The organism is Catellatospora bangladeshensis, assembly GCF_016862575.1.
Classification (GTDB): domain Bacteria; phylum Actinomycetota; class Actinomycetes; order Mycobacteriales; family Micromonosporaceae; genus Catellatospora; species Catellatospora bangladeshensis.
The window spans coordinates 48285-75203 of the sequence record NZ_BONF01000029.1; the positions used below are offsets into that span (position 1 = coordinate 48285).

20 protein-coding genes are annotated in these 26919 nt (G+C 73.1%); 5 read left to right on the top strand and 15 right to left on the bottom strand.

Annotated features, from left to right (window positions below; all coding sequences use genetic code 11):
- Positions 1–8: 8 nt before the first annotated feature.
- Positions 9–2564 (bottom strand): multicopper oxidase domain-containing protein, encoded by a 2556-nt coding sequence (locus tag Cba03nite_RS39975; RefSeq protein WP_239125981.1) that lies wholly within the window; start codon positions 2562–2564, stop codon positions 9–11.
- A 48-nt stretch (positions 2565–2612) separates the two neighbouring features.
- Positions 2613–4040: a nitronate monooxygenase gene (locus Cba03nite_RS23905; RefSeq protein WP_203750357.1), complete on the bottom strand. Its 1428-nt coding sequence runs from the start codon at positions 4038–4040 to the stop codon at positions 2613–2615.
- Positions 4041–4258: 218 nt separating this feature from the next.
- On the opposite strand from Cba03nite_RS23905, the gene Cba03nite_RS23910 reads away from it, so the two are divergent.
- Positions 4259–4570 (top strand): HPF/RaiA family ribosome-associated protein, encoded by a 312-nt coding sequence (locus tag Cba03nite_RS23910; RefSeq protein WP_203750360.1) that lies wholly within the window; start codon positions 4259–4261, stop codon positions 4568–4570.
- A 51-nt stretch (positions 4571–4621) separates the two neighbouring features.
- Here the strand turns inward: Cba03nite_RS23910 and Cba03nite_RS23915 are convergent, their stop codons facing one another.
- Positions 4622–5191 carry a helix-turn-helix domain-containing protein gene (locus Cba03nite_RS23915; protein WP_203750362.1) on the bottom strand — a complete coding sequence of 190 codons (570 nt, stop codon included), beginning with the start codon at positions 5189–5191 and terminating at the stop codon, positions 4622–4624.
- A gap of 39 nt (positions 5192–5230) precedes the next feature.
- On the opposite strand from Cba03nite_RS23915, the gene Cba03nite_RS23920 reads away from it, so the two are divergent.
- Positions 5231–5770 (top strand): arsinothricin resistance N-acetyltransferase ArsN1 family B, encoded by a 540-nt coding sequence (locus Cba03nite_RS23920; RefSeq protein ID WP_203750364.1) that lies wholly within the window; start codon positions 5231–5233, stop codon positions 5768–5770.
- A 152-nt stretch (positions 5771–5922) separates the two neighbouring features.
- Here Cba03nite_RS23920 and Cba03nite_RS23925 read toward each other — a convergent pair whose 3' ends face one another.
- Both Cba03nite_RS23925 and Cba03nite_RS23930 read right to left on the bottom strand, forming a co-directional pair.
- Positions 5923–6798 (bottom strand): hypothetical protein, encoded by an 876-nt coding sequence (locus tag Cba03nite_RS23925; RefSeq protein WP_203750366.1) that lies wholly within the window; start codon positions 6796–6798, stop codon positions 5923–5925.
- A 309-nt stretch (positions 6799–7107) separates the two neighbouring features.
- On the bottom strand, positions 7108–8376 hold the full coding sequence (locus Cba03nite_RS23930) for a S1 family peptidase (RefSeq protein WP_203750368.1): 1269 nt from the start codon (positions 8374–8376) through the stop codon (positions 7108–7110).
- Positions 8377–8487: 111 nt separating this feature from the next.
- On the opposite strand from Cba03nite_RS23930, the gene Cba03nite_RS23935 reads away from it, so the two are divergent.
- The gene (locus Cba03nite_RS23935) at positions 8488–11508 is read left to right on the top strand and encodes a BTAD domain-containing putative transcriptional regulator (protein ID WP_203750370.1); all 3021 of its coding nucleotides are present in this window, start codon (positions 8488–8490) and stop codon (positions 11506–11508) included.
- Here Cba03nite_RS23935 and Cba03nite_RS23940 read toward each other — a convergent pair.
- The 8 genes from Cba03nite_RS23940 to Cba03nite_RS23975 all read right to left on the bottom strand — a co-directional run bounded on the left by Cba03nite_RS23940 (position 11505) and on the right by Cba03nite_RS23975 (position 21525).
- Positions 11505–12386, bottom strand: coding sequence for a Calx-beta domain-containing protein (locus tag Cba03nite_RS23940; protein WP_203750372.1), 882 nt, complete (start codon positions 12384–12386; stop codon positions 11505–11507). The two genes, Cba03nite_RS23935 and Cba03nite_RS23940, sit on opposite strands and share 4 nt — an antisense overlap.
- Positions 12387–12498: 112 nt before the next feature.
- On the bottom strand, positions 12499–12861 hold the full coding sequence (locus Cba03nite_RS23945; RefSeq protein ID WP_203750375.1) for a hypothetical protein: 363 nt from the start codon (positions 12859–12861) through the stop codon (positions 12499–12501).
- A gap of 51 nt (positions 12862–12912) precedes the next feature.
- Complete coding sequence (gene mraY / locus Cba03nite_RS23950) at positions 12913–14010, bottom strand: phospho-N-acetylmuramoyl-pentapeptide-transferase (RefSeq protein ID WP_203750378.1); 1098 nt, start codon at positions 14008–14010, stop codon at positions 12913–12915.
- A gap of 644 nt (positions 14011–14654) precedes the next feature.
- Positions 14655–15302, bottom strand: coding sequence for a DUF3105 domain-containing protein (locus Cba03nite_RS23955; protein WP_203750381.1), 648 nt, complete (start codon positions 15300–15302; stop codon positions 14655–14657).
- Positions 15295–15870, bottom strand: coding sequence for a flavoprotein (locus Cba03nite_RS23960; protein ID WP_203750384.1), 576 nt, complete (start codon positions 15868–15870; stop codon positions 15295–15297). The genes Cba03nite_RS23955 and Cba03nite_RS23960 overlap by 8 nt, the downstream gene beginning before the upstream one ends.
- On the bottom strand, positions 15849–18077 hold the full coding sequence (locus Cba03nite_RS23965; RefSeq protein ID WP_203750387.1) for a peptidase domain-containing ABC transporter: 2229 nt from the start codon (positions 18075–18077) through the stop codon (positions 15849–15851). Before Cba03nite_RS23965 ends, Cba03nite_RS23960 begins: the two co-directional genes overlap by 22 nt.
- Positions 18074–21232, bottom strand: a complete 3159-nt coding sequence (locus tag Cba03nite_RS23970; RefSeq protein WP_203750390.1) for a type 2 lanthipeptide synthetase LanM family protein — start codon at positions 21230–21232, stop codon at positions 18074–18076. Before Cba03nite_RS23970 ends, Cba03nite_RS23965 begins: the two co-directional genes overlap by 4 nt.
- A gap of 110 nt (positions 21233–21342) precedes the next feature.
- A complete protein-coding gene (locus tag Cba03nite_RS23975; RefSeq protein WP_203750392.1) occupies positions 21343–21525 on the bottom strand; it encodes a mersacidin/lichenicidin family type 2 lantibiotic in 183 nt (60 codons plus the stop codon).
- A 370-nt stretch (positions 21526–21895) separates the two neighbouring features.
- On the opposite strand from Cba03nite_RS23975, the gene Cba03nite_RS23980 reads away from it, so the two are divergent.
- A complete protein-coding gene (locus Cba03nite_RS23980) occupies positions 21896–24535 on the top strand; it encodes a helix-turn-helix transcriptional regulator (RefSeq protein WP_203750394.1) in 2640 nt (879 codons plus the stop codon).
- Positions 24536–24548: 13 nt separating this feature from the next.
- Here Cba03nite_RS23980 and Cba03nite_RS23985 read toward each other — a convergent pair whose 3' ends face one another.
- Positions 24549–24719 carry a hypothetical protein gene (locus tag Cba03nite_RS23985; RefSeq protein ID WP_203750396.1) on the bottom strand — a complete coding sequence of 57 codons (171 nt, stop codon included), beginning with the start codon at positions 24717–24719 and terminating at the stop codon, positions 24549–24551.
- A gap of 64 nt (positions 24720–24783) precedes the next feature.
- Positions 24784–25821, bottom strand: coding sequence for a hypothetical protein (locus Cba03nite_RS23990; RefSeq protein ID WP_203750398.1), 1038 nt, complete (start codon positions 25819–25821; stop codon positions 24784–24786).
- A gap of 505 nt (positions 25822–26326) precedes the next feature.
- Here Cba03nite_RS23990 and Cba03nite_RS23995 point away from each other — a divergent pair.
- Complete coding sequence (locus tag Cba03nite_RS23995; RefSeq protein WP_203750400.1) at positions 26327–26677, top strand: hypothetical protein; 351 nt, start codon at positions 26327–26329, stop codon at positions 26675–26677.
- Positions 26678–26919: the final 242 nt, after the last annotated feature.

Sequence of the window (26919 nt, forward strand, 5' to 3'; positions counted from 1 at the left end):
GATGTCGGTCATCTGGTGACCTGGACGACGCCGTGCGCTCCGGCTTCGGCGTGGCGCATGTCGTGGTCGACGAAGGGGTAGCCGCCCGGTTCCGCGAAGGTCATCTCGACGAAGCCGCCCTGGGCCGGAGCCAGGTCGAGCACCTGCGCCGCGCCCGCACCGGGGCGCAGCAGGTAGGCGCCCTCCCGGTAGACGGTGTCGAAGCGTGTACCCACCACGTGGAAGGCGGTCCTGGAACCGGGACCGGCCGACACCACCCAGAACCGCACCCGCTCGCCGACCTTGGCGGGCAGGGGTGCACCGTCGTACTGATTGGCACTGCCGTTGAAGACCCAGCCGTCGGGGGTGCCCGCCCGCAGCGCCGCGGTGACCGGCTCGCCGCCGGGTTCACCGTGGTATAGCTCGCTGGCGACGATCACGTACTCCCGGTCGGCCGGGGCCAGGTCCGGCGGGTCGATGATGACGGCCCCGAACATGCCGGCGCTGATGTGCTGGGTCATCGGCATGGTGCCGCAGTGGTAGAGCCAGGCACCGGCCTTGTCGGCCAGGAACCGGTAGACCAGCCGCTCGCCGGGTTCGATGGTGCGCATCATGCCGTCCGGTGCGGTGGCCCCGGCGTGGAAGTCGATGCTGTGGCCGAGGGTGCCGCGGTTGACCAGGGTGATCTCGAATTCGTCACCGACCCTGCCCCGCAGTGTCGGCCCCGGCACCGAGCCGCCGAAGGTCCAGCTCTTCTGCCGCAGGCCCGGCGCGACCTCGATCTCCTTGTCCACCACGGGCAGTTCGACGCGGTGCAGCCTGCCGGTGGGCGCCGGTGGCAGGACGGCGTCGTGCGCGGTGAAGCCGGTGCTGTAGGCCGCGCCGGGGTCCGGAGCAGGTCCCGTCGCGGTGGTATGCCCGCTGTGGCCCTGCGCAGCGGCGGCGGCCCCGCCGACCTTGATGGTCAGCGCCATCCCGGCCGCGCGGTGCCCGGGCACGGCGCACCACGCCTTCACGTCCGCGGCGACGACGCCGACGTCGATACTCGCCTGCTGGCCCTTGCGCAGCAGCGGCGTCCTGGGGCCGCCGTCGACGCGCAGGTCGTGCCGCTGGCTGTCGGTGTTCGTGACGGACAGGACGAGCCGCGTGCCGGCCGGGACCTCGATCACCGATGGCGTGGCGCGCATGCCGCTCAGTGCCACCTCGACCGTACGAGCCCCGGCCGAACCGGCCGCATGAGCGCCGCCGGAGGCGTGCTCGTCCAGCGGGACCGGCCCGGCGAAGGCCACGGCCACCACGATCGCCGTCACCGTGAGCACAGCCGCCGAACCGAAGGCGGTGATCCGCCCGCGTACGCCCGGGCGTGCCAGCTTGGGTGCGATCAGCCAGCCGGCGCGCAACACGAAGTCCGCTCCGACGCCGAGCACCAGGATCAGGCCTACGGGTCCGGCCCAGTCGGCCGCCGGGGACAGGACCAGACCGGCGACACCGGCGTTCAGCGCACCGGCCCGCACCGCCCAGCCCCGGTGCAGGTGCTCCCGAGCGCGGCGGACCTCGGCCGGGCCGCCGCCGATGACGACGGGCAGCAGGAACGTCAGCGAGCCGATCAGCACCTGCCCGATCACGCCGACGAGCAGCATCGGGCCCAGCCGGTCGAGCCCGTCACCCGACGCCCCGGAAGCGATGACGACCAGGTCGGCGACCACTGCGACCAGCAGCCACCCGATGGAACCGGCCAGCAGCCACGCGGCGCCGCTGACCGGACGGCGGTGCAGCAGCGTCGCGGCGAAGGGCACCATGGCGGCGAGCACGCCGACGGCGTAGCCGCCGACCCCGACGACCGTGATGAGCGGGCTTCCGGCCAGCATGCCGACGACGGCGACCACCAGCCCGGCAGCCAGGGCACGCAGGCACCAGCGGGCCGCGACGTGCGTGACGCCGGAGATGGTGGTGCCCACTGCCGACGGCCAGAGCATGAACAGTGTGCCGACCACCGTGAGCAGCACCCAGCCGCCGATGTTCAGATGAGCATGGGCCAGGTGCAGCCGTTCGTGCCACGCTGCGCCGCCCACGCCCAGCCCCAGCAGGGCGCCCAGCGGTGCCCCGGCCAGCAGCGCCGCGCAGGCGAGCAGGTAGTAGTCGACCAGCGGCGCCAGCCTGCCGCCCAGCGACCGCAGCCGCATCCGCAGCAGCACGTAGGCGTGCGCGGCGATCGCCGCGGTGACGACGGTCGCGCCGGCCGCCAGCAGCACGGTGACGTCGGAGCTGACGCCCGCCAGGACGGCGGCCTGGCCCGCGGTCAGCAAGGCCAGCCGCGCGGCGGACCAGCGGCGGTCAGGTGCCTGCGCGTGCAGCAGCGCCACCGAGAAGTGCTCGCTCCACACGACGATCGCCGTGGTCACCGCGCCCAGCAGGAACAGGTGCACCGCCAGCCAGGGCTCGGCCGCGGTCGCTCCCGTCGCGGTGATGACGGTGAGCGCGAGCCAGCCCAGCACCAGCGCGTTCGCCCAGCCGTGCCAGGCCCACCGCCAGGTGGGCGGCTCCGGCCGGGAGGTCGATGTGGACAGGCCGACGGGCTTTCTCATCACTGCCACCAGTCTTCGTTGTCGCGGTCGCTGCGCCGGGCGGTCCGGCTACTCCTGCGTGAGCAGGTGGTGCAGCACGTCAAGGGCACTGAAGTCGTCACCGGCGCGCTGGCGCAGCCCGGCCAGGAACTCGAGCTCCTGGCCGATCGTGACCAGCGGCGGTTCGTCGTAGTCACCGGACCTGCGCTGGCCGAGCGCGATCGTCGCGGTCAGGCCGTTGCACAGGCACCGGCTGCCGACCGCCTGCTCGGCCGAGCCGCCCTTGCGGACGAAGTCGTCGACCGGCTCGGCCGGGCAGCGGAAACCCACCCCGCCGCCGGGCTTGCGGTAGGGCGTTCGCAGGTAGCTGAGATCGCATCTGCGCGGCCGCGCGGCGTACACCTGCGGGTCCGCCACGGTGCCCGCCAGCTGGGCGACCTTGAACGGGAACCCGGTGGGCGAGGCCCCGGGATCATTACGCACGGCGAGCACGCCGGCCGCCGCGTCCCGCAGCAGCCGCTGCCGCAGCGAGCCGGCCATGCCGGATTCCCGGCACAGGGCGAACGCCGACCCGACCTGCACGCCGACGGCACCGGCGGCCCGTGCCAGCGCCAGCGGGCGAGGCCCGGCCTGACCGCCGGCGACCCAGAACGGCAGACCGCACGCGGCCACCTTGGCCAGGTCCAGCGCGTCACGCTCGCCGTATACGGGCTCGCCGCCCGCGTCGAGGGCCATCCGGCCCCGGGGCCGTGCGCTGTGCCCGCCCGCTGTGGCGCTCTCCACCACGAAACCGTCCGGGCGGGTGCGTTCGCTGCGGGCCAGGTATCCGGCCAGTGACGCGGACGACACGACAGCCAGGAAACGCGGCCGGCGCAGTGGTGGGTGATCGGGCAGCAGCTCGCGTGGGTCGAGCCGCACCGTGTGCCGCTCGGCGGCGTCGGCGCCCTCCACGGCCACCGGCAGTTCCACGGGCAGGTGCCGGGCCAGGGCGTCGAGCAGGCCGGGGATCTCCGTGGGGAGCCCGGCGCCCATCAGCACGTAGTCGACACCGGCCAGCATGGCCCCGTACAGGGAGGACGGTGTGGCCAGCTGGATCTTCTCGAGGTAGTTGATGCCGACCACGCCGCCGTGTCCCTCCTTGGCCAGGAAGACCTCGGCGAAGTTCGCGGCCACGGTGAGCTCGACGGCCTGCGGCCGCGGTCGCAGGCTGAGCCGCGGAACGGGCCGAAACGGCCGGCCCTGCGGCAGACCCTCGGGCCGGAAGTAGCGGTCCAGCACCCGCTCGGCCACCTGCGGTGCGGGAAACGCGGCCAGTGCCCGGCGCAGATGCCCGCCGGGGTCGCCGAGTTGCAGCCGCCGGGCGAGCAGCGTGTCCAGCGCCACGCCGGAGACCACGCCCAGCTGGCCCGCGGCCGAGACCGTGCGGGCCAGCTGCCAGCTGGACACGCCGACCCCCATCCCGCCCTGGATGACGACCGGTAGATCGGCGTGCCTCATCCGCTGAGCCCTTCTGTCGCCTGCGATGTCACCACCGCAAGCATCGAAGCGCGTTGCACCGCCGCAGCAGGGCCTTTGGTCCCGACCTCAGGTCACCGCAGTCCCTTTGGAGGGGCGGGACTTTCGGCGCCTCACCACGTGACGGCAGACCCTGCCGCGGCACAGCTCCGCGCAGCGAATGTGGGCGTGTCAGTGGTTCGACCCATCGGAGGTGCACCATGACCAGTCCCGTCCTCGCCGACCATCCCGTGCAGGTACGCACGTACGGGCGGGTGCCGGCCGAGCTGATCTCCTACGCCGCGCGCAAGGTCGAGGTGGTGCTGCGGCACGCCCCGGCTCCGGTGCTGCTGGTGCGGATCAAGCTCAGCCACGACCGCGGAGCCGCGCCGTCGGAGGCCTGCGTGCGCGTCGACGTGGACGTCAACGGCGCCGATGTGCACGTTCGGGCCGCGGCCCCGACCCTGACCGAGGCGGTGGACCTGATGCAGCGCCGCCTGCGCGCTCGAGTCCAGCGTGTTCACCGGCGCTGAGCAGGCAACGGGCACGGCCGGGAGGGCGCGCGCCCTCCCGGCCCCGGCGCGTCATCTGGGGCCGGTGAGCTTGTCGAGCACGACCAGGTAGCGGCACGGGGCTGTGGTCGGGTTGACGAACACGCTGTCGGCCGGCGGGCCGAGCTGCAGGCAGTCGCCGGCGTCGAGTTCGTGGACCTGCTCGCCCTCGACGAAGCGCAGGTGGCCGGAGAGTATCCAGATCTGCTGGTTGATGAAGCGGTATGTCTGCGCCGGGTAGGCGACCTCGGCTCCGGGCGGCAGTTCCACCTCGACCAGTTCCAGGGCGGTGCTCCCCGGTGGTGATACGGCGCGGCGGACGTAGCCGGTCTCGGGGTCGGTCCACACCGGCTGGTCGTCGCGCCGGGCGAGCTGCACGGCGCCGCCCTCGGCCCGTGCGATCAGCTCCGACAGGGTGAGACCGAGCGCGCCGGACAGCCTGGCGAGCAGGGCCGCGGTGGGCTGTGCGTCACCGTGCTCGACCTTTGAGATCATCGCGCGGGACACCCCGGAGATGTCGGCCAGGGCGGCGAGGGTGAGTCCCCGCTCTTCGCGGGCCGCGCGCACGGTCGAGGCCAGGGCCTTGCTGAGGTCGTCGGTCACGTTGACACTATAGTAGATGTCATGCCTACTATAGTAGGCATGATTGGGGATGGGATCATCCGCCGCGCGACCGCGGACGACGCCGCCGCCTGCGCCGCGATCTACGCGCCGTACGTCACCGACACCACGATCACGTTCGAGACCGAGGCGCCCACCGTCGCGGAGATGGCCCGCCGCATCGAGGCCGCCAACGAGCGCCACGCCTGGCTGGTGCTGGTGGTGGACGGCGCGGTCGCCGGCTACGCCTACGGTACCGAGCACCGGACCCGTGCCGCCTACCGCTGGGCCTGCGACGCCAGCATCTACCTCCACACCGGACGCCGCCGCACCGGTGCCGGGCGGGCGCTGTACGCCGCGCTGCTGCCCATCCTCGCCGCTCGCGGGTACCGCCGGGTGATGGGCGGCGTGACACAGCCCAACGAGGCCAGCATGGGACTGCACCGAGCCTTCGGCTTCTCCGACGTCGGGACCTATCGCAAGGTCGGCTGGAAGCTGGGTGCCTGGCACGACGTCACCTGGCTGCAACTCGACCTCACCCCCGACGAGGACCCGACCGCACCACCCGCCGACCCGCGGTGAGCGATCGGCGGCCGCCGGGTCGCCAGGTCGTGTCAGTGCTACACCACGGGTGGCCGTATCCAGGCGGTGGTCCGGCGGAGCGTGATCACGATGTCCTGATCACGAACACCACGATCAGCCCGAGACCGAACCCGGCCGCTTCGTCGGCCGGGCTAGCGCCACTGATACGTACGTGGATCCTGGCGCATGAAGCGGTTGGGAAAGATGTCCCATGCCCAGACGTACAGCGTCTGGTAGGCGCGAGGGTCCACCTCGGGTTTGCCACGAGGCCCGGGGCGCTCGTGAAATGCCGTGGTGCGCATCGCCTTGCCGTTCGGGCAGGTTCGGTACGACTCCAGCTTCCGGTCCACCACCAACTGCAGCTCGACGCACCACTCGACGTAGTGCCGTTCGGTCCGGGCCGTGATCTGGAAGACCACCTGCTCGCCGTGCGAGAGCGTCGTCGTCTCCTGGGTACTGAAGTAAGGGCTGCCGAACTTCCCCGTCTTTCCGTCGAGTGTCCTGGCGACGGGTTCGTTCTCGTCGAGGTCGAAGCCGATCGAGGTGAGCGTGTCCCCGCCTTGGGGGCCGGCCATGAGCAGCGTGCCCGCGAGTGGCTCACCGCGCCGGACCACGCTCGCCTTGATGTTGACGATCCGCACGGTCGTGGACTTCAGCCGGCCTTCGACCACGAGCTTGAGGAAGCTGACCTCAGGATCTGCACCGCCACGCCCTCGTGCCCAGCTACGCAGCGGCTCGATGTCACCGGCGTCCATGTCGTGAGTCGTGCTGTAGGGGTTCGCCAGCAGCCTCTCCTCGTCGGCCGTGGCCGTCAGTGGCTCCGGTAACACCCAGGTCTCACCCTGAATGTTCTGGTCTCGCTCGACGATCGCGGTGACGCTGACCGTCTGCTGGTCGGTGATCGCGTCGTATCCTTTGTCCACCGCGCTTCGGACGCCCGCAAACAGCTGCTCACCCGCGCCCTGACCGAGTGACGTCACGACGGTGCTGACAGCGACGGCCGCCAGCGTGCCGACGTAGATGACCATCTTCCTGCTCCGACGTGGCGGCGTGCCGGAGTCTGAGCCGGACGAGGGTTCCGGCGCCGCCCCCGTTGCCCGGAGGTGGGAGCCCCGTCTGGCACGTCCGCGTCGCCCCATGCACTCTCCTCGACCGCGCGTAGGTCAGACGACCGTAGCGAAGGTGCGGACCGGCAGGGAAACAGTCCACGACGGAGTGTCGGAGTTCCGTCACCTCGGTGCCGGTGACGTCGTCAGCGCGACGGCGCCCCGCTCGCGAGCGGGGCGCCGCACCTGTGCCGCGACACGGAGGTCAATCCGGCCGCGGCGGGGAGAGCATCACAGGAGGCTGGCTCCGTAGAAGGTCAGCGAACCGACGTACGGGCTGAACAGCGGACGCCGGACCGGTGCGTAGAAGACCCGGTAGGAGCCGGTCTTCCACACCCCGAGCGACACGCAGGGCGTGTCCAGGTAGCCGGCGGTGATCGTGCCGCGGGCCAGTGCCGCGATCTCGATCTTCAACGGCCAGGTGACGAACAGGCCGTGCGAGTAGACCGGGCCGCCGCTGTCGCCGGGCGCGGCGATGCAGTTGCCCGCGGCCGGGGTGCCCGGCACCTTCGCCGCGTAGGTCATCGGCGCCATGCCCAGCACGCTGGTGTTGACCGCGTACACCTTCGCGTTGCAGTGCTCGCCGCTGAACGAGCCGCCGGTGCAGATCCAGTTGCCGACGTAGTCCACCGTGGAGCCGCCGACCCGGATGCTCGACGAGCTGTTCCACGCTCCGGTGTAGATGCGCCCAGCGAAGGTGCGGTTGGGCGGCCGGTTGAGCATCTGCGTGTCGCGGGCGTTGACGTCGGCGACGATGGTGGTGTTGGGCTGGGTGGCGGTGCCGATCCGGGCGACCTGGCCGTTGTTGCCGCAGTGGCCGGCGGTGAGCATGCGGGGCTGGCCGGCCCAGTTCACGCTGAAGCCGGTGGAGCAGGAGCCGCCCGTGCTGAGGTTGTTCCAGCGGGCGCCGCCCCAGTACGGCGAGATGTCGGCCTGGCGGTTGAACAGCAGGTCGGGCTTGCGCTCGACGGTCACCGACAGCGGCAGGCGGGCCTCGGCCAGGATCGCCTCGCGGTCGGCGTCGGTGCTCACGGTGACGGCCAGGCCCGAGCCGTCGACCTGGGGTGCGGCGGTGCCGACGCGGCTGTCCGCGCCGAGCCGGTCGACCTCGGCGGCGAGCTCGGCCTCGCTGTAGCGGGCGGGCAGGAACTTGACGGGTACGCCGGTGCGCGCCGCGCGCTCCTGGGCGTCGGCGGGGACCTCGCCCTTCCAGTAGATGTGCAGCTCGCCATTCTCGGGGGCGGCGATCGTGCCGGCGTAGCCGGGCGAGTCCACCGAGAGGATGTCGTCGGCGGCGGTGTTGAGGCGGGTCTGCGCCTCGCTGAGGTCCTCCCAGGTGCGGAAGCCGCCGGGGACGGCTTCTGCGGGGGCGGTGCCGGGCTGTTCGGTCTTGGGCTCCTCGGCGGCCGAGGCGCCCGTGGGGGGCAGGAGCACTGCCATGACCAGGAGCGCGGCGACGCTCCAGCCGGTCCTGGCACGGCGGGACGGTGTGTGAGTCATGGCAGCCATGGTCGGAGAGGTCCCGCGGCGGCCGGGGCGATCCTGAACATCGTTGAACATCGCTATATCGCACGTACGATGGACATGCGGCTTCGTCTATCGAGGAGTGTGATGGCCGACGGGGGCACCCTGCAGGACCTCGCCCGGATGCTGCGCCAGCTCAAACGGCGCGACGCCCGGCGGCGGGGCGGCACCGAGGTGACCTACCGTGCGCTGGCCGCCCGGACCGGCTGGTCGACCGGGATCATCGCGCACTACTTCACCGGCAAGACCCTGCCGCCGACGGACCGCTTCGACACCCTCGTCCGGCTGCTGGGCGCCTCCCCCGCCGAGCAGGGCAGGCTCGCGACCCTGCGTGACCGCGTCGACGAGGACCGGCGGCAGCCGGCCGCGCCGGGCACCCAGACCGTCCGGCTGCTCGGCCCGGTCGAGGTGACCGGCCCCCGCGGCCGCGCCACGCTGATCGGCGGCCGCCAGCGCACCCTGCTCGGGCTGCTCGGCCTGCGCGCGGGCAACCCGGTCTCGCACGCCCGGCTCACCGAGGCGCTGTGGGGCGAGCAGCCGCCCCGCACCGCCACCGGATCGCTGTACTCCCACATCGCCCGGGTCCGCCAGGCCCTGGAGGACTGCGGGCTGCCCGGGATCCTGGTCACCCGCGACTCCGGATACCTGCTGGATCTGCGCCCCGGCGACGTCGACGTCGCGCGCTTCCACGACGACGCCGCGCGGGGCAGGCAGGCCCTGGCCCGCGGTGCCGCGGCGGAGGCGGCCGGCTACCTGCTCGACGGGCTCGGGCTGTGGCGCGGCGAGGCTTTCGAGGACGCCGAACCCGCCGGCTGGGCGGCCGCGGAGGTGCGCGGGCTGGCCGAGGCTCGGATGCGCTGCCTGGACGACCTCTGGGACGCCCGCCTGCGCCTGGGTGAACACGTGGCCGCAGTCGACGAGATCGAGCGGCTGCTCGCCGCCGACCCGGGACGCGAGCGCCTGGTCGGGCTGCTCATGCTCGCCCTGTGCCGGTCGGGCCGGCACGCCGACGCCGTCCGGGCATACCAGCGGCTGCGCAGCCACCTGGCCGAGCAGCTCGACGTGGCGCCGGGGCCGGAACTGCAGCGCCTGCACCAGGCGGTGCTGCGCCGCGACGCCGCCGCCGGATTCGACGGCCCGCCGAGCGCGCCCAGACCGGCCCAGCTGCCACCCGCGGCCGGGCACTTCACCGGCCGAGGGCCGGAGGAGGCCGCGCTGGACACGCTGCTGGCCCGGCCGGGCCCGATCGCGGTGATCTCCGGGCCCGGCGGCATGGGCAAGACCGCGCTGGCGGTGCACTGGGCGCGGCGGGTCCTCGACCGCTATCCGGACGGGCAGCTCTTCCTCGACCTGCGCGGCCACGACCCGGCCACCGCGATGCCCGCCCAGGAGGCCCTGGGCCAGCTGCTGCGGGCGCTGGGTGTCACCGCCGACGCGGCCGCGTGCGATCCCGGCCGGTATCGTTCGGCCCTGCACGAGCGCCGGATGCTGATCCTGCTCGACGACGCCGGTTCGGCCGAGCAGGTCGCGCCGCTGGTGCCCCCGGACGCGGGCAGCCTGCTGATCGTCACCAGCCGCCACCAGCTCCCGGCGCTCGCCGTCGACCACGAGGTGGCCGCGGTCAGCCTGGACGCCCTGCCGCGGGCCGAGGCATCGCTGCTGCTGCGCCGGGTGCTGGGCCACGACCGGGTCGATCGGGAGCCCGAGCAGGCCGCCCTGCTGGTGGACCTCTGCGGCGGGCTGCCGCTGGCGCTGCGTATCGCCGCCGCGAAGCTGGCCGCCCGGCCCCTGCGCAGCCTCGCCGAGCTGGTCGGCGAGCTGACCGGCGGGAACCGCCTCGACGCGCTGTCGGTGGCGGGCCACCCCGGTGGGGTCCGGGCCGTGTTCGCCGCGACCTACCAGACGCTGAGCCCGCCGGCCGCGGCGCTGTTCCGGCGGATGGGCCACCATCCCGGCCCGACCTTCACCACCTACCTGGCCACGGCCGTGGCCGGGCAGCCCGCCGCACCGGCGCTCGACGAACTCGCCGCGGCACATCTGATCACCGAGGTCGCCGAGGGCCGATACCGCTTCCATGACCTGATCCGCCTGTACGCGCTCGGCTGTGCCGGTCCCGACGAGGCCGCGCAGACCCGCACCGTGCTGTTCACCTGGTATCTGGCGCTGGGCGAGACCGCCAACCAGCTGCTGGAGCCCGCTCGCGACCGGGTGAAACTGTCCTGGCAGGACCCGCCGCCGAGCCTGCCGCCGCTGCCGGACGCCACCCGGGCGCTGGACCTGCTGGACGACGAACGGCCCAGCCTGCTGCCGGTCGCCCGGCTCGCCGCGACCCACGGCGACCCCCGGATCACCTGGCAGCTGACGTACCTGCTGGCCAGCTACTACACCCACCGCGGCCGCTGGTCGGACTACACCGAGATCTGCCGCGAGGGCCTGGCCGCCGCGCTGCGCCTGGACGACCCGGTGGGCGAGCGGCTCATGCGCAGCGGCCTGGGTGTCGCCTGCAACGTCACCCACCGCCACGAAGACGCCCTGCAGCAGCTCACCCGTGCCCTGGAGCTGATGCGAGAGGGCGGCGACCAGCGCGGGCAGGGCATGGCCCTGAACAACATCGCCCACGCCCATGCCCAGCTCGGCAGGCTCCCCGCGGCCCGGGACGCGTTCGAGCAGGCGCTCGCGCTGCACACCGCGGACAACCACCTGCCCGGCGTCACGCTGGCGCTGAACAACCTCGCCGACATCCATACCCAGCTCGCCGACTTCGAGGCGGCCTTCGGCGCGCTGCGGCGGGCGCTGCGCCTGGCGCGCGACCTCGGCAACGCCCACCTGGAAGGCGCCGTGCTGCAGAACCTCGGCGAGACGCTGCTGGCCGACGGCGACGAGGACGGGGCCCTGCACCACTTCGAGCTGGCGCTGGCGATCCGGCGGCGCATCGGCGAGAAGCGCCGGGAGGCCGGCACCGCCAACGCCATCGGCCTGCTACAGCTGTCGCGCGGCGCGCACGCGAGCGCCCTGGACCACTTCGGCAGGGCGCTCGCGCTGTCCCGCGAGATCGACGACCCGCACCTGGAGTCGGCGACGCTGGCGAACATGGCGCTGCTGGGCTAACGCCAGACGGTCACCCGTGCGCTGCCGGAGACGACCTGACCGCCGGAGAAGGACGAGATGACGACGTCGAAGTGCCTGCCCTGCTGAGTGAACGCGTGCGGCAGCAGCTGGATCGGGACGGCGACGGTGGTGGCTCCCGCGGGGATGGTGATGGTGCGGTCCACGGCCACGTAGTCCAGCCCGGCGAGCAGGTCGCCGTCGGAGGTCCGGAAGTGCACCGTCGCGTCGGCGGTCAGCGGCGTGTTGAGGCCGAACGGCGAGCTGATGATGTTGCCGGATTCGATGGTGCACGGGGTCGCGGGCGTGCCCGAGCCGGGGTCCGGGTCGGGTTTGGTTGTCGGCGACGGTGACGGCAGCGCGGTGGGCGGCGGCGGAGAGGTACGGGGCTCCAGCAGGCACAGCCGGTGGTCGATGGTCGCCGCCCGGAGCTGCGTGTCGTCGTCGAAGATCCGGCCGCGGCCGGACGCGCTCACGATCCGCACGCTCTGGCTGGGGCTGCCGAGGGTGACCGTGAAGTCCTCCAGCAGAGCCTCGGTCAGGACGTCACCGCTGACGGTGGCCCGGATCTGCCTGCTGCCGGTGTCCCCGGCCGGCCACTGGAGCACGCCGCTCGCGAGCTGGTAGTCGCCGGGCCGGCGGGCGGTGCCGTCGGTGACGGTGTAGGCCACCGATCCCGCCGCCGCGCAGGATGCGGTGTACACGGTGAAGGTCAGCGTGCCTGCCGCCTCGGACACGGTGACCTGCGGGTCGATGGCGACCGACCGCTGGCAGTCGGCGGCCGCGCCCGGCAGGTCCGCGACGGCGGAGGCGGCGATGACGGCGGCCAGGGCGGTGACAGCGGCGCCGAGCGCGGGCAGCATCCTCGATTTCATCGTCATCGACGAATCATCGGGCACCGAGCTTGTGGCGAGCTTGTGGAACGCGTGCCAAGTTAATCTACGGCTTTGAATGAATGGCCCGATTCACCGACACGGCGCGGAGCCCGGCGCGTCAGCGGTCGCGGACGAGCCTGACGAGCATCTCGGTGTCGTGGTGGTTGCCGACGAACTCGGTGAACTCGCCGGCCGCGAAGGTCCAGCCGCCTTCGGCGATGAGCGTGCGGAGCTTCTCCATCGGCAGGTGGACGGCCGCCGCGGGCATCTGCCACTCCCCGGCGATGACCTGTTCGGCCCGCTCGGCGAGGGCGTCGAGGGTGTCGAACTCCTCCGGCCCGGAGCCCTCGACCTCGAACCAGTCGCCTTCGGACACCACCCGCATCAGGACCGCTTCGCCCGCCTCCGGTCCGTCGATGTCCTCGGTGATCCAGTCGTGCTCGAAGTAGGAGAAGCGGAGGAGGATGCTCTGCACGGTCATCGGCGCATCGTACAAACGGCGCCGGCACCGCACGGCGCCGCTCGCGGCGGGTCAGGGCAGGTGGGCGAGGAAGTCGGCGTAGAACAGGCCCAGCCCGGCGGCCACACCCGTGCCCGCGATGATCCAGAACCGGGTCACGATCGTGACCTCGTGCCAGCCCACCAGCTCGAAGTGGTGATGCAGCGGCGACATCCGGAACACCCGCCTGCCGGTCGTCTTGTAGGACGTGTACTGGATGATCCGCGACATCGTGATGATCACGAACAGCGCGGCCAGGACCGGCAGCAGCAGCACGGTCCGGGTGGCGACCGCCTGCCCGGCGATGAGCCCGCCGAGGGCCATGGAACCGGTGTCGCCCATGATGATCCGCGCCGGTGACGTGTTCCACCATAGGAAACCGAGCAGCGCCCCGGCCGCGGCACCGGCGATCAGCGCAGTCTCCAGCGGATCCCGGGCCTCGTAGCAGAACGCCGACTGCATCGCCGGATCGGCACACCAGTGCCGGTACTGCCAGAACGAGATCAGCCCGTACGCGGCGAGCACGATGATCGACGTGCCGGTGGCCAGGCCGTCGAGCCCGTCGGTCAGGTTGACGGCGTTCGTGCTCGCCATGACGATCGCGATGAAGACGACCACGGCACCGACCTGGCCGACATTCAGCCAGCTGATCTCGCGGACGAACGACAGCCGGGTGCCGGCCACCGACCACCCGGCCGTGCTCGGAAAGCCCAGCGCCACCACGCCGAATCCCGTGCCGACCATGAGCTGCAGGGCCAGTTTCCAGCGCCCGCTCAGCCCGGCCGTGTTCTTCTTCGTGACCTTCAGGAAGTCGTCGACGAACCCGATGCCACCGCAGAACACCATGAGGCCGAGCAGGACGAACCCGGTCATCGTCGGGCCCGGTGGGACGATCTGCGCCGACGGCAGCGCGTTCATCACCAGGTGGCCGACGATGTAGGCGAGCACGGTGCCGACGATGAAGATCAGCCCGCCCATGGTGGGAGTGCCGCGTTTGGCCTGATGCGCGGCGGGATTTACGTCGCGGATCGGCTGACCGGCGCGCAGCCGGGCCAGGGCGCGGGTGGCCACCGGCGTACAGATCAGAGCGAACACGAACGCGACGGCGGCAGCGACGACCGAGGAGATCATCGGCGGGGTACCTCCCGGCGTAGGAGCAGGCAAGATCACTAAGCCGCACAGTGTATGGGCGCGCGCCCGCCTGCGCCGGACCTCGGCAGCCGCACGAAGCGGCCGAATGTCCGATAAGTCCTGATCGCTCGTCGAGAGACAGGCGACCTCGAACCTCGCCTGAAAGCGACACCCGGCTTGCGATCGCACAGGTCACGACCGCGGGCCCCGCGCGCACCCGCGGGCGGACGGCCCCCGGCGGCCGCGTCGCAGGACCAGGCGGGAACGCCGCGACATCTTCACAGGACCGCCACATCTGACGCCCGCGTCACAACGCGCGACGGCGCCCGATGACCCGCCGCACACTGTTGCGCCGATCCCACCGGATCGTCGCCCGTCGCCAGGATTCCCCGGCATGGCGCACACGCACGAAGTCACCACCGGCCGCGCAGCAAGGACATCGATGTCGATCATTGACGGCGGGCACCGGCGTACCGATGATGTGCGCAGGCTGAATCGAAGGAGGACTCCGATGGACAAGTCGCGCAAGGACCGCGCCGCGGTCAAGGTCACCGGTGCCGTGCTCACCGTGGCCGCAGTGCTGACCACGCTGTACACGCTCGCCGCACCCGCGATCATCATCAAGAAGTGACCGCGGCACTCCGTCACATGCCGTCGACCTCGGGAGCGTCGGTGGCCGGGTGCGCGAGCACGAACCGTTCGATCGCCGCGCCGCTGACGCGGGCGCAGAACTGCCGGTAGCCGGCCGTGCGGCCCCAGTGCGACATGGCCAGGGGCCGCCCGGCCGGGAAGGCGCCGTAGCTGTCGTCCCAGGCCGAGACGATGAACTTCTCGCCGTACGCGTCGCCGCCGAGCTTCACCGCGAGTTCGCGCAGCTCCTCGACCTCGTCGGCGGGCAGCGTGCCGGTGTACCACACGACGGTGTAGCCGTGTTCGAGGTTGTGCACCAGCTCCTCCATCGCCGGCCGGTCCTGCGGCAGGTAGAAACGCCGGGCCCGCTGGGCGGGGTAGACGTAGTGCGGCCCGGACGAGGGAGGCACGGTCTCGTAGCCCACGCGGGTGGCGGTCGGCTGGGAGGTGCCGGGTCCGACGTGCATGCCGACGCCGGAGACCGGGTCGGTCAGCTCCGCGTCGCAGCCGGCCTGCTCGGCGGCGACCCCGAACGAGGCGGCGGGCCGGTGCCGCGGCGACTCGGCGTACGCCCGCACGAACGGCACCGCCGCGGCGGCCAGCAGGCCCAGCCCGACCGCGGCCGCCGCGACGGCGGTACGGGACATCCTCGGCTCAGCCATCGCGGCGCTCCCCCACGAACGTCGCGGCCCACTGCAGCACTTCGCCGATGGGCGGCGCGCCGCGGCCGGTGACCGTGCCCGTGCTCAGGGCGAGCACCCCGACGGGCGGCACGACGCCGTGCCCGTCGGCGCGCAGCTGCTCGATGTTGCGCTGCACGGCCGGGCGGTCCCACATCGCCGCGTTCATGGACGGCACGAACACCACGGGCGCGGAGGCGGCGAGGACGCAGGTGGTGAGCAGGCTGTCGGCGATGCCGTGGGCGGCCTTGCCGATGGTGTTGGCGGTGGCGGGCATGACCAGCACGAGGTCGGCCCACCGGCCCAGGTCGAGGTGCGCGACCCCGGGCGCCTCAGCGGTGCCGTCGTCGTACGCGGGCTCGCCGGTCACCGCCGTGAACGCCTTCGCGGTGACGAACGACGCGGCGGCGGCCGAGAGCACGACGCGCACCTGCAGGCCGAGCGCGAAGCGCATGGCGAGGACGGACTGGGGCAGGGTGACCACATCGCTGGATCCGCAGGCGGCCACGAGGACCCGCCGGAACGGTGTCACCGGGTGGGCTGCAGGCACGGCAGTTCTCCTTCGGCGGGGGTGGTGGAGCCGTCGAGCTGGCTGGCGACGAGTTCGGCGTACACCCCGCGGGCGGCGAGCAGCTCGTCGTGGCTGCCCTGCTCGGCGATGCGGCCACCGGCCAGGACGATGATCTTGTCGGCGTTGCGTACGGTGCTCAGCCGGTGCGCGATGACGATGCGGGTGCAGCGCAGGGCGGAGATCGCCTGGTCGACGCGGCGTTCGGTGGCGACGTCGAGGTGGCTGGTGGCCTCGTCGAGCAGCAGCACCGCCGGATCGCCGACGACGGCGCGGGCGATGGACAGCCGCTGGCGCTGCCCGCCGGACAGGGCCTGGCCGCGCTCGGCGACGCGGGTGTCGTAGCCCATCGGCATGGCGTCGATGTCGGCGTCGATGCCGGCGATGGCGGCGGCGGCGCGGATCCGCTCGGCGGTCGCGCCCGGGTCGGCCAGCGCGACGTTGCGGCGGATCGAGTCGCGAAACAGGTAGCTCTCCTGCAGCACGACGCCGAACTGGCGGCGCAGGGCCTGCGGCGCGATCCGTGCCTGCGGCACCCCGTCGAAGCTGATCTCGCCCTCGGTCGGCCGGTACAGGCCGGTCAGCAGCATGGCCAGGGTGCTCTTGCCGCAGCCGGACGCGCCCACCACGGCGACCTTCTGTCCGGGCAGGATGTCGAACGAGACGTCGCGCAGCACGTACGGGCTCTGCGCGTCGTAGCGGAAGCTGACCCCGCGCACCTGGATCGCGCCGCGCAGCCGTGGCGTGTCGAGCGCCTCGCCGTCGCCGGTCTCGGGGCGGGCGGCGAACACGTCGCGCAGCCGTTGCAGGTGCGAGACGACCGACTGCAGCACCTGCGCGCTGGACACCAGCGACGACAGCGGCACCAGGAACGACATGGCCAGCGCCTGCAGGCCGAGCATCTCCCCCAGGCTCATGCCGCCCTCGAACATCCGGGCGGTGCCCAGCCACAGCAGCGCCAGCGGCCCCGCCAGCCCGACCGCGGCGGTGACGTTGCCGACGGTGGACGTCAGCCGGTTCTGTGCCCGGTCGACCCGCAGCGCCGCGTCGTATCGGGTCAGCCAGCTGTCGTAGACCTGCCGCTCGACGCCCATCGACTTGACGGTCGCGATGCCCGACAGCGCCTCCATCAGCGCGCTCTCGGCTTCGGCCTGCACGTTGAGCTGGCGGTGGCTGAGCCGGATGAGGCGGCTGTTGACGACCGCGACCGCCAGCACCTGCGCCAGGCCGATGCCCGCCGCCAGCAGCGCGAACTCGGTGTCACGGGTGGCCAGGACGGCGAAGTAGACGGTGACCAGGCCGCCGTCGATCACAGCGGTGAGCACCTGCGCGGTGACCAGCTCGCGCAGCAGGATGCTGCTGGACAGCCGCTGCATCAGGTCGCCGCTGGAGCGCTGCTGGAAGAACGCGTACGGCAGCCGCAGCAGGTGCCCGAACAGCCGGGTCATCAGCTCCCGGTCGACGCGGGTCTGCAGGTTCACCAGCATCATCGACCGCAGGTGCGCAACGGCGAACTGGGTGAGCACCAGCGCGCCGATGCCGACGGCCAGGTACGGCATCAGCGACGTCTCGCGCGCGGGCATGATCTCGTCGAACGCGACGGTGGTGGCCAGCGGCAGCGCCAGCCCGAGCAGCTGCAGCAGCAGCGACACGCCGAACACGGCGCCGAGCGCGGGCAGGAACCGGCCGACGGCCGCGCGGGCTCGGTCCAGCCGCTGCCGCACCGGGACCCGGACCGGGCGGGCCGGAGCGCTCGCGGCGCCGCCGGGGGTGAGGGCGATGACGGTGGCGCCGAGGCTCGCCGCGAGATCGTCAGGGGTGATGAGCCTGCGGCCGAGCGCGGGGTCGACGATGCGAGCGCCGCGCCGCCCGACGCGCTCTACGACGACGAAGTGGTCGTGCTCCCAGTGCGCGATCGCGGGCAGCGGCACCTGCCTGACGGCCTGCGGGGTGGCCCGGTAGGCCTTGGCGGTCAGGCCGTGGCGGGTGGCGGCGTCGATGACGGCCCAGGCGCTGACGCCGTCGCGGCCGACGCCGATGTCGTCGCGTACGCCGGACAGGGTCGCGGGCAGGCCGTGGCGGCGCAGCACCATGGTCAGGCAGGCGGCGCCGCAGTCGGCCTCGGCCATCTGCAGCACCACGGGCACGCCGCGGATGCGCCGCCACCAGCTCGCCAGCAGTCGTCTCATGGCTTGCTCCAGGTCGTGGTCGTAGTCGGGGGCGCGAGCATCAGCAGCGAGGGCACCGTCTCGGGCGAGGCCAGGCGCAGCAGGCCGTAGCCGACGCCGGACAGGCCGGTCATCAGCTCGGGCGACGGATGGCCGGTCGGATTGGCCGAGCGCCAGCCGTAGGTCTGGCCGTCGTCGAGGATCGCCTCGGCGACGGCGGCCACGGTCGGGTCGGGCACGCCCGCGGCCAGCAGCAGGTCGAGGTTGCCCAGGTCGCCGTGGCACAGCGAGTGGTTACGCCCGAATCCGCCCGCCAGGGTCGTCCGCACCGCGACAGCGATCTCGGCGGTGAGCCGCTCGTGCTCGCCGCCGGGCACATCGGCCGGGCTGGACGGATACCCACCTGGGGCCGGGCGGAGCGATCGGGCGGCGCCGGTCGCGGACGCCGCCCCCTGCGGCAGTCCGGCCGGAGCGGCGCCGGGGCGGATGCCGAGCGCGGCGCGGATGCGCAGCCGGGACAGCCCGATGCCGGGGGCGCCGTGGCACCAGGTGAGGCTGAACCGGCCGGGTTCACGCAGGTCGGCCCAGTTGCCGCGAGCCGGGTCGAAGAGGCTGCGGTCGTGGGCGAGGGCGGCCAGCGCGCCGTCGAGGTAGCGCTGCTGCCCGGTGGCGTGCCACATCGCCGCCAGCGCGGCGGCCTGGCCTGCGGTGCCGTGCGAGAAGCCGCCGAGGCGCGGCCCGTCCGGCGGCTGTAGGAGCAGGTCCGCAGCCCTGCGGGCCAGGGGAAACATCCGGTCGGTGTCGTCCCCCGACAGCAGCGCCAGTACGCAGCCTGCGGCGCCGTCGACGACGTCGAGCACCGTCCCGGTCCCGATGAGGGTGTCCAGCCGGGCGGCGATCAGCTCGGCGGTCGTGCGGGCGGGCCGGTGGCCGAGGGCGGCCAGGTGGCCGTAGCAGTAGGACAGGCCGCTCCAGCCGGTGAACGCGCCGATCGACGTGCCCGCGACCGCCCGCTGGGCGATCCTGGCCGCCAGCCGCCCGGCGGCCCGGTCGGCCGTGTCGATGAACCGCTCCTCGCCGGTGTGGGCGCCGAGCGCGGCCAGGAACAGCGCGATGCCGGCGGTGCCGTCGTAGAGGTGGTCGGCGGCCCGGCCCACCTGCCAGCCGGTGCCCGCCGGGTTCAGGGCGAACCAGCCGTCGTCGTCGGACAGCTCGACGATCCGGTCACCGATCGCGGCGGCGGCGTCCAGCGCGCGCCGCCGCACCTTCGGCAGCGCCGATTCGGCGACGCCCGGCCGGGGCCCCGTCACCTGGACGGCGAGGTCGGGCAGCTGCCAGCGCACGATGGCATGCGGTGCGCCCGCCCCGTCGGCCTGGGCGGCGTACGCGGCACGGATCAGCCAGACCTGGCGGGCCAGGTCGGTGTCGCCCAGCCCGCGCAGCCGCCGATGCGCTTCGGCCAGCCCGCTGCGCACCAGCACGTCCGGCACCGTGTCGCCGGACCCGGTGCCCAGCCCGGTGGCACCGGCGCGGGCCGTGAAGCGCGGCACGTCCCCGGCGTCGAGGTCGGACCGTTCGGCGGCGACGAAGTCGCGCAGCCGCGGCAGCTGGGCCACGCCGCTCCACAGCCAGTCGAGCAGCCGGTCGCGGTCCAGGCCGTCGCGCAGGTGGTCGGTGTGCAGGGCGGCCTCGGCGAGCCTGCGGTAGGTGCGGGTGGGCCGCAGCACCACCCGGATCTCGTCGGCGGCGAACGCGGCCAGCGGGCCGTCCTCGGCTGCCAGCTCGGCGCGTGCTGCACGCAGCAGCGCGTAGGTCACCCGGAAGCCGTGCACGACGTCTTCGGCGTACCCGGCGAGGTCGATGCCGGGGGCGGCGACGGCGTGGGTGTGCGCGGGGGCGAGTTCCAGCCGCATCAGGTCGGTGCCGACGCCTACCCACCGCGTGCAGCCGCAGGCCCGCCCGGCGGCCACGGCGTCGCCGGTCGGCAGGGCGCCCACGCCGAGCACGGAGTCCGCGACGGCGCTGCGCCGCTCGGTCACGGCAGGGGTGAACAGCGTCTCCAGGTCGATCGGCACCGGGTGCCCGCCGTGGGTGACGAGGTTCTCGTCGTGGAAGTCGGTGGCGCCCAGCGCGTACAGCAGCGCGAGCAGGCCGCCTCGGCGGCGGGCGTACGCCGCGGCGTCGCCGGTGGACGTGTCCGCCGGGAGGAACTCGGCCCAGCCGTAGCCCGGCCGGGCCACGACGGTGCAGGCGCGCAGGTCGGCGCCGCGCTCGTTCAGCCAGGTGACGAGGTCGGCGTAGCGCGCTTCGACCGCGACGTCGCGGGGCCGGTACACGACGGTGGTCCCGCTGCTGAACCGCGCGAGCAGCACGCGCCGCCCGCCGTGGTGCGGGTCGCCGGTCTCGTCGGCGGCGGTGAGCACGCCGAGCGGGGCGCCGCCGGTGAAGGTGTGCCGCAGCAGGGCGGCGTCGGCGGCCAGCCGGTCGAGCAGCTCGCAGGTGCGTACGGCCCAGCGGTCGGCCGTGCCCAGCACCTGGCGCGCCAGCACCGGGTACGCGGTGAGGAACGCCAGTGCCGCGGCGGGCTCGCGCAGGCGCGCGAAGAAGGTGTGGAAGCGCTCGGCCGGGTCGGCGGGCGGCTGCTGCTCGTGCAGCCGGGCGATGTTGAGTTCGAGCACGGCCGCCCGGCTCAGCTGCACGACCAGCTCGGACAGCAGGCCGGGCACGGTTACCGCGGCGACGGTGTCCGGGTCGAACGGCGCGTCCGGGGTGGCCGTGGCGAGCCGCCGGGCGTGCTCGGTGACCTGCCGGGTCGCGTGGGCGACCAGGGGCGCTGCGATCACCGCGGCGGCCGCCATCGGCCGGTCCGTGGAAGCCTCGAGCGGCAGGTCGGCCACCGGCCCGGCGTAGCGGTGGTGCAGGGCGGTGATCCAGCCGGGGTCCCCGCCGGCGCGGTGGCGCAGCTGGTCGGGGGTGTCGTCGAGCAGCCGGAGCAGTTCCGGTTCGTCGAGCTGGTCGGCGGCGAGGCGTTCAGTCCACAGCGCGGTGCCGGTGAACGCGTCCAGCTCGCGCCAGCGGGTCAGCCGCCAGCGGGCGCGGTCGGAGGCCGCTCCGCCGGTGCCGGGGGCCGGCAGCGCCAGCCGTTCGCGCAGGTTGAGTGCGGCGTGCAGGGCCATCGCGGTCTGATGCCTCTTTCCAGGTCGGATGTGGACCCGGGGGCCCAGGCCGTCCACCGGCCTGGGCCCCCGGATGAGCGCACGTGCCCGGTGCCGGGCGCGCGGCGGTGTCAGCACACGCAGTGGCAGCACATGCTGGTGTGGCCGTCGATGGCCGCGCCGCCGGCGACGGTCTGCAGCTCGTCGCGGCTCATCTCGACCAGGCCGGCCGGGTGGGCGGCCTGCGACAGCTCGGGCGTGGTAGCGCGGTGGAACTCGTCGGTCCAGTTGCGGACGACGTCGCTGATCGACATGGCGATCCCCTTTGTTTCTCGGTTCGTCCGCTCGCCGGTTTGGCGGGCGGCTCGTTCGGTATCGAGCATCGGCCGGGCAAGGGGGTGCGCACATGAGTGGCGGCTACTCCATTCCGGAGCGGCCGCGGCGGCCGCCGGGGCCGTCGCTGTCGGCCGGCCGACGGGTTGCATGCGCGGCCACCTGTCCGGAACTTGACTCCAAGGTCATCTCCGGCGTGAAGGAAACCTTCAGAAACCCAGTTCAGCAGCGGACTGTCAGCTGCGCGACCGGCTACTCAGGACCGTTATCACAGTGAGCCAGCCGTAGCCGTCGGTTAGCGTTGGCAAGCGCCGGTACGGGACCGCGCGCCGGGCACGACGGGTGGGAACAATGCCGGACGCACCGACGCATCTCGCGCGACTGGACAGACCCTGGCCGTTCACCGGCCGCCAGGCCGAACGGGCCGCGATCGCCCGGACCCTGGCCGGCGGACGCGGCGCCCTGATCACCGGCGATCCCGGCTCCGGCAAGAGCCGCCTGCTCGACGAGGTGCTCACCGGCGCCGACGACGGCAGCCGCCTCGTGCTGCGGGCCACCGCGACCTACGGCTGGCACGAGGTGCCGTTCGGCGCGTTCGGGCACCTGGTCGCCGAGCCCGCCGCCCACCCCACCGACCTGCTCACCGAGGCGATGCGGCGCATCGAGACGCTCGCGCAGGGCCGTCCGGTGCTGGTCGGCGTCGACGACCTCAACTGGCTCGACGACACCTCGACCGCGCTGCTGCAGCGGATGAGCACCGAGACCGGGCTGCGCGTCGTCGCCACCGTCCGCACCGGCGACCTCGGCCGCTCCCCCGTCGCGGCGCTGCGCCGCCACAGCCGCCTGGACCGCCTGGACCTCGCGCCGTTCAGCCAGGACGGGTTCGCCGACCTCATCAGCGCCGCCCTCGGCGACCCCGCCGACGGGCTGACCCGCAACGCCCTGTGGCACCTCACCCAGGGCAATCCCCTGCTGCTGCGCGAGACCCTGCGCTGCGGCCTGGACAGCGGCGAGCTGGCCCGCCACCACGGCGTCTGGACCTGGCCCGTCGACGAGGCCCACCACCCGCACCGCTGCGACATGATCGCCGAGACCGGCGGCACCCTCACCGCGCCCGAACTGCAGGCGCTGCAGTACATCGCCCGCGCCGGGGCCGCGCCGCTGACCGCCCTGGACCGGCTGCTCGACCCCGCCGCCGCCGAGAGCCTCGAAGAACGGGGCATCATCCACCTCGTCGGGACCGGCCGCGACGCGTCGCTGGCCATCGCCCACCCGCTGTACGCCGAGGTCGCCCAGGCGCACACCGGCGCGCTGCGGGAACGGCGCATGCTGCGCGAGCTGGCCGACGCCCTGGCGCAGACCTCGAACGGCGCGGCCGAGCACGCGATGCACGTCACCGCCTGGCGCTGCGAGGCGGGCGACCAGGTCCCCGCCGCCGACGCCGTCGCCGCCGCGCAGTGGTTCCTGGCCCGTGGCGACGCCGCCCGCGCCGCCCGGATCGCCGCCCGCGCCGAAGGCCCGCACGCCGCCTGGCAGCTGGGCCGCGCGCTGGTCGCCCAGGACCGCGTCGAGGCCGCGCAGACCCATCTGGTCACGGCGTACGAGCAGCTGACCGACCCGCACGAGCGGGCCGAGGCTGCCGCGCTGCTGGTCCTCAACACCTTCCTCGGCCTGCGCCAGGTCGATACCGCCCGGGACCTGCTCGCCACCGCCGCGGCAGCCCTCCCGCCGGACGCCCGGCCCGGCCTGCTGGCCGCCGAGGCGGCGCTGGCCGTGCTCACCGGATCCGCCGCGGCCGCCGCGTCGACCGTCGCCGCGCTGGACGAGCACCCGCCCCGTGACCTGGTGCTGCGGATGGCGGTCGCGCCGCTGCGGCCGTACCTGCTCATCGCCGCCGGGCAGCCCGTCCGCGCGGCGGCGATGTTCGACAGCGGCCAGGCGGCCCCGCCCGAGGTGTGGCCGGTCATGCGCGCCGCCGCCCAGACCTGCCACGTGCAGGCCCTGCTGCTGGCCGGGCAGGCGCCCCGGGCCGCCGAACTCGCCGCCGGGTACTACCGCGACGCGCTCACCCGCGGCGCGCCCGACGCCGTCGCCCTGCTCGCGATGATCATCGGCAAGTGCGCGTACCACGGCGGCCGGCTGGCCGACGCCCGCCGCTGGCTGCGCGAGGCCCGCAGCCTCATCGATCCGCACACCCTGTTCCCGATCAGCGAGAACGTGCTGTCCACCTACGCCTGGACCGCCGCGCAGCAGGGCGACCTCGACGACGCCCGCGCCGCCCTCGACCAGCTCGCCGCCGCGCTGCCCCCGCACGGCACCCCCGCCAAGGAGGCCGCGCTGGCCCAGGCGTGGCTCGCGGTCTCCGCCGGGCAGCGCGACACCGCCGTGCGGACCCTGCGCGAGCAGCTGCAGGCGTCCCTGTCCCGGGGCATGCTCACCCTCGCCGCCGAGCGCCTGCACCTGCTGGCCCGCCTCGACCCCGACGTCGACACCGCCCGGCGGCTGCGGGAGATCGCGCACCAGTGCGACAGCCCGCTGTTCGGGCTGTGGGCCGAGCTCGCCGACGGCCTGGCCCGGCGTGATCCGATCGTGCTCGACCACGTCGCGACCGCGTTCGAGGAGCGTGGGCACCTGCGGCTGGCGATGGAGGCGCTGGCGCCTGCGGCGAGCGCGTACCAGCGCCGGGGCGACCTGCGGCGGGCCAACGCCGTCACGCATCGCATCCAGCTGGTGCGCGAGCGGTGCGAGGGCTGGTGGCCGCAGTGGCATCCCGCCGCGCCGCCGGTCGCGAGCGCGCTCACGGCGCGGGAGCAGGAGGTGTGCGAGCTGGCCGCGTCCGGCCTGGACAACGCCGCCATCGCGGCCCGGCTGGTGCTGTCGGTGCGCACGGTGGAGAACCACCTGCAGCGGGCATACCACAAGCTGGGGGTGGCGGGCCGCACCCAGCTGCGGCTCGCGCTCATGCCCGAGGCGGCCCCGTCCGGCCGCTGAGGCGGTGGGGCGGCTACGCGGGTTCGCGTACGCCGCCCGCCTCACCCTCGCCCGGCTCGGGCTCGACCGGTGCCTCCGGCAGGGTGTCGGGGGTCTCCGGCGACAGCTCCCGCGGATCGTCGGGGATGGGAGCCGAGGGGTCGATCGGCGGGTACTGCTCGGGGTCGAGATCTGGTTGGCTCACCGGGCGCATATCCCCACCTGCCGCTGTCCGCAAACGGTGCCGGATCCGAGTCTGCGGCGGCACGTCAGGCAGGCGGGTGCTCGTCGCGGATGAGACTCACCTCGCCGTCGCGCTCGGGTCCGCGTACGTTGTCGAGAACCTTCCTGCCCTGGATGTCCACCAGCCGCGTGACGCTCTCCTGCGCCACGCCGAAGATGATTGCCCAGGCTACGATCTGCGCCGGGCTGTCCAGGTTCGACAGGCCGGGCACGAAACCGCCGTGGATGAGCACCAGGCCCATGAGCGCGGCCAGGGCACCGACCGGCAACCGCAGCAGCACCAGCATCAGCGGCACCCAGTACGGCGTCGACGTGCCCTGGATCCCGCGCAGCGACACCGCGGCCGCCAGCGCGGCCGCCCCGGCGCCGAAGGCCTCCACGAGCAGGACGTCCCTGCCGCTGGGCACGACTCCGATCGGGCACACGTACGTCTGGTCGTCCTTGGGGGTGAAGCAGAGCTTCGAGGCGATCGGCATCGGGTCCTTGAACGCCCACAGGATGAACAGCACGGCGATCGCCGACGTGACCAGGATCGACGCGAGCAGGATGTTGCGGAAGCTACGCGCCTGCGCCCTCTCCTGCTCCTCCGCCACCTGGGAGGCCAGCAGCACCGACACCGCCAGCTCCCGCATGTCCTCGGTGACTTTGTAACCGTTGCCGCCCAGCCGCTCCTCGAGCGCCTTGAGGCGCCGGTCCGTGGGCTTCAGGTGCTGACGGCCGGTCTCGACCAGGAACGGGCCCAGCTCGGCAAGCTCCTCGGTGGGCGTCAGGCGCAGGATCTTCAGCTCGGCCCGGTGGATGTTGGCGAACGCCCGGTCGATGTCGGAACCGGCGAGGTCCGGCCACAGCAGTCTTCTCTTGTTCGCCGCGTCCCTGGCGGCCCGTAGATGCGTGTCCGCCTTGTCGGCGATCTGCTGCTGCACGGGCGTGAGCCCTCGCGACTTGATCGTATTGAGCTGGGCCTGCAGTTCGGCCACGTACGCGCTCGTGCGCTGCCACCATGACGACGCCCGGTGGTAGCCGGCGACGTCGCGGTCGCTGTCCATGAAGACCTTCGGCCTCATGCCGCACCTCCGCTACGTCGTGAGCAAGACACGATCCCTCTGTTATGCGCAAATCATCTTGTTTATACGTATACGGGATAAGTCGCCGATGCGCGTGACACCACGCAAACTCAGCGGGCGGACTTCGCCGCGCGCATTCGTTCCACTGTGCTTGTACCCGGGTAGCAGCAAAAAGCGCACCGGCTATCCCGGAAACGCACCCTGAGCTGCTAAAGTTGAACCCGGGTCAGCGGGCTGATCACCCGGAACACGGCAGGTGAAGGCCATACTTCATCCAGAAAGCAATGCCGGCGGAACGCGGAGTTGACCCGCAGCCGTACACAGTGGCAGACGCTCCCCGCAACGGGGCCCCCAGGATCCGGCGGCCGAAGCGGATCCGCCACGAGGATCAATGGGCAAGGCGATGCCACGGCCCTGGTTCACCTGCCGCCACTCCTCCGCGAACCGGCGCCCGGAGACCGGTATCCGGCAATCCCGTTCAGACACAGCCTCCCGAGGAGGAACCATGTCTGTCACCACGCCTCAGGACCAGATGGTCGACCCTACGGCCGCAACAGACAAGAAGAGCGTCCAGTCCAAGGGCGCCGAAGGCCGCACGCTCGAGCTTCGAGTCGGGAACATCGACCACGTGCAGTACGTCTGGACCCGCCTGACCATGGCGAAGCCCGGCGACGTCATCTGGATCGAGCGCACCACCGACGGCGGCGCTCACTGGAAGGCCTTCGGCAGGCGCACCATCACGGCCGGCGGGCGCAACTACACCGACGCCCTGCGGACCGACGCGAGTGACCAGGTGAGAATGCGGGCCCACACGGACCTCAAGGACGGCGGCGTATACCAGACCGAGCCGTTCTGACCACTCGCCGCAAAGGGTGCCCCACCGCCGTCACGGCGAGGCACCAGCCCCGATCCGCTTCGGATGATCCGAAGCGGATCGGGTCGCACCGGCCGTCCGAAACATTCTCGCCGCCCTTGACGCGCGCGATGTTATCGGTCACATTCGATGGGCGGGACAGTCCGGCGCATCAAGGGTGCAGCGCCGGAGGCACCCCCTGGAGCGGGCGGCGTCTTCTCATGACGCGCTCCACGGTGCATTAG

Coding starts and splice junctions, on each gene's coding strand:
- Cba03nite_RS39975 (WP_239125981.1), bottom strand. CDS start 2,564: ATGAGAAAGCCCGTCGGCCTGTCCACATCGACCTCCCGGCCGGAGCCG.
- Cba03nite_RS23905 (WP_203750357.1), bottom strand. CDS start 4,040: ATGAGGCACGCCGATCTACCGGTCGTCATCCAGGGCGGGATGGGGGTC.
- Cba03nite_RS23910 (WP_203750360.1), top strand. CDS start 4,259: ATGACCAGTCCCGTCCTCGCCGACCATCCCGTGCAGGTACGCACGTAC.
- Cba03nite_RS23920 (WP_203750364.1), top strand. CDS start 5,231: ATGATTGGGGATGGGATCATCCGCCGCGCGACCGCGGACGACGCCGCC.
- Cba03nite_RS23925 (WP_203750366.1), bottom strand. CDS start 6,798: ATGGTCATCTACGTCGGCACGCTGGCGGCCGTCGCTGTCAGCACCGTC.
- Cba03nite_RS23930 (WP_203750368.1), bottom strand. CDS start 8,376: ATGACTCACACACCGTCCCGCCGTGCCAGGACCGGCTGGAGCGTCGCC.
- Cba03nite_RS23935 (WP_203750370.1), top strand. CDS start 8,488: ATGGCCGACGGGGGCACCCTGCAGGACCTCGCCCGGATGCTGCGCCAG.
- Cba03nite_RS23940 (WP_203750372.1), bottom strand. CDS start 12,386: ATGACGATGAAATCGAGGATGCTGCCCGCGCTCGGCGCCGCTGTCACC.
- Cba03nite_RS23945 (WP_203750375.1), bottom strand. CDS start 12,861: ATGACCGTGCAGAGCATCCTCCTCCGCTTCTCCTACTTCGAGCACGAC.
- mraY (WP_203750378.1), bottom strand. CDS start 14,010: ATGATCTCCTCGGTCGTCGCTGCCGCCGTCGCGTTCGTGTTCGCTCTG.
- Cba03nite_RS23955 (WP_203750381.1), bottom strand. CDS start 15,302: ATGGCTGAGCCGAGGATGTCCCGTACCGCCGTCGCGGCGGCCGCGGTC.
- Cba03nite_RS23965 (WP_203750387.1), bottom strand. CDS start 18,077: ATGAGACGACTGCTGGCGAGCTGGTGGCGGCGCATCCGCGGCGTGCCC.
- Cba03nite_RS23970 (WP_203750390.1), bottom strand. CDS start 21,232: ATGGCCCTGCACGCCGCACTCAACCTGCGCGAACGGCTGGCGCTGCCG.
- Cba03nite_RS23975 (WP_203750392.1), bottom strand. CDS start 21,525: ATGTCGATCAGCGACGTCGTCCGCAACTGGACCGACGAGTTCCACCGC.
- Cba03nite_RS23980 (WP_203750394.1), top strand. CDS start 21,896: ATGCCGGACGCACCGACGCATCTCGCGCGACTGGACAGACCCTGGCCG.
- Cba03nite_RS23990 (WP_203750398.1), bottom strand. CDS start 25,821: ATGAGGCCGAAGGTCTTCATGGACAGCGACCGCGACGTCGCCGGCTAC.
- Cba03nite_RS23995 (WP_203750400.1), top strand. CDS start 26,327: ATGTCTGTCACCACGCCTCAGGACCAGATGGTCGACCCTACGGCCGCA.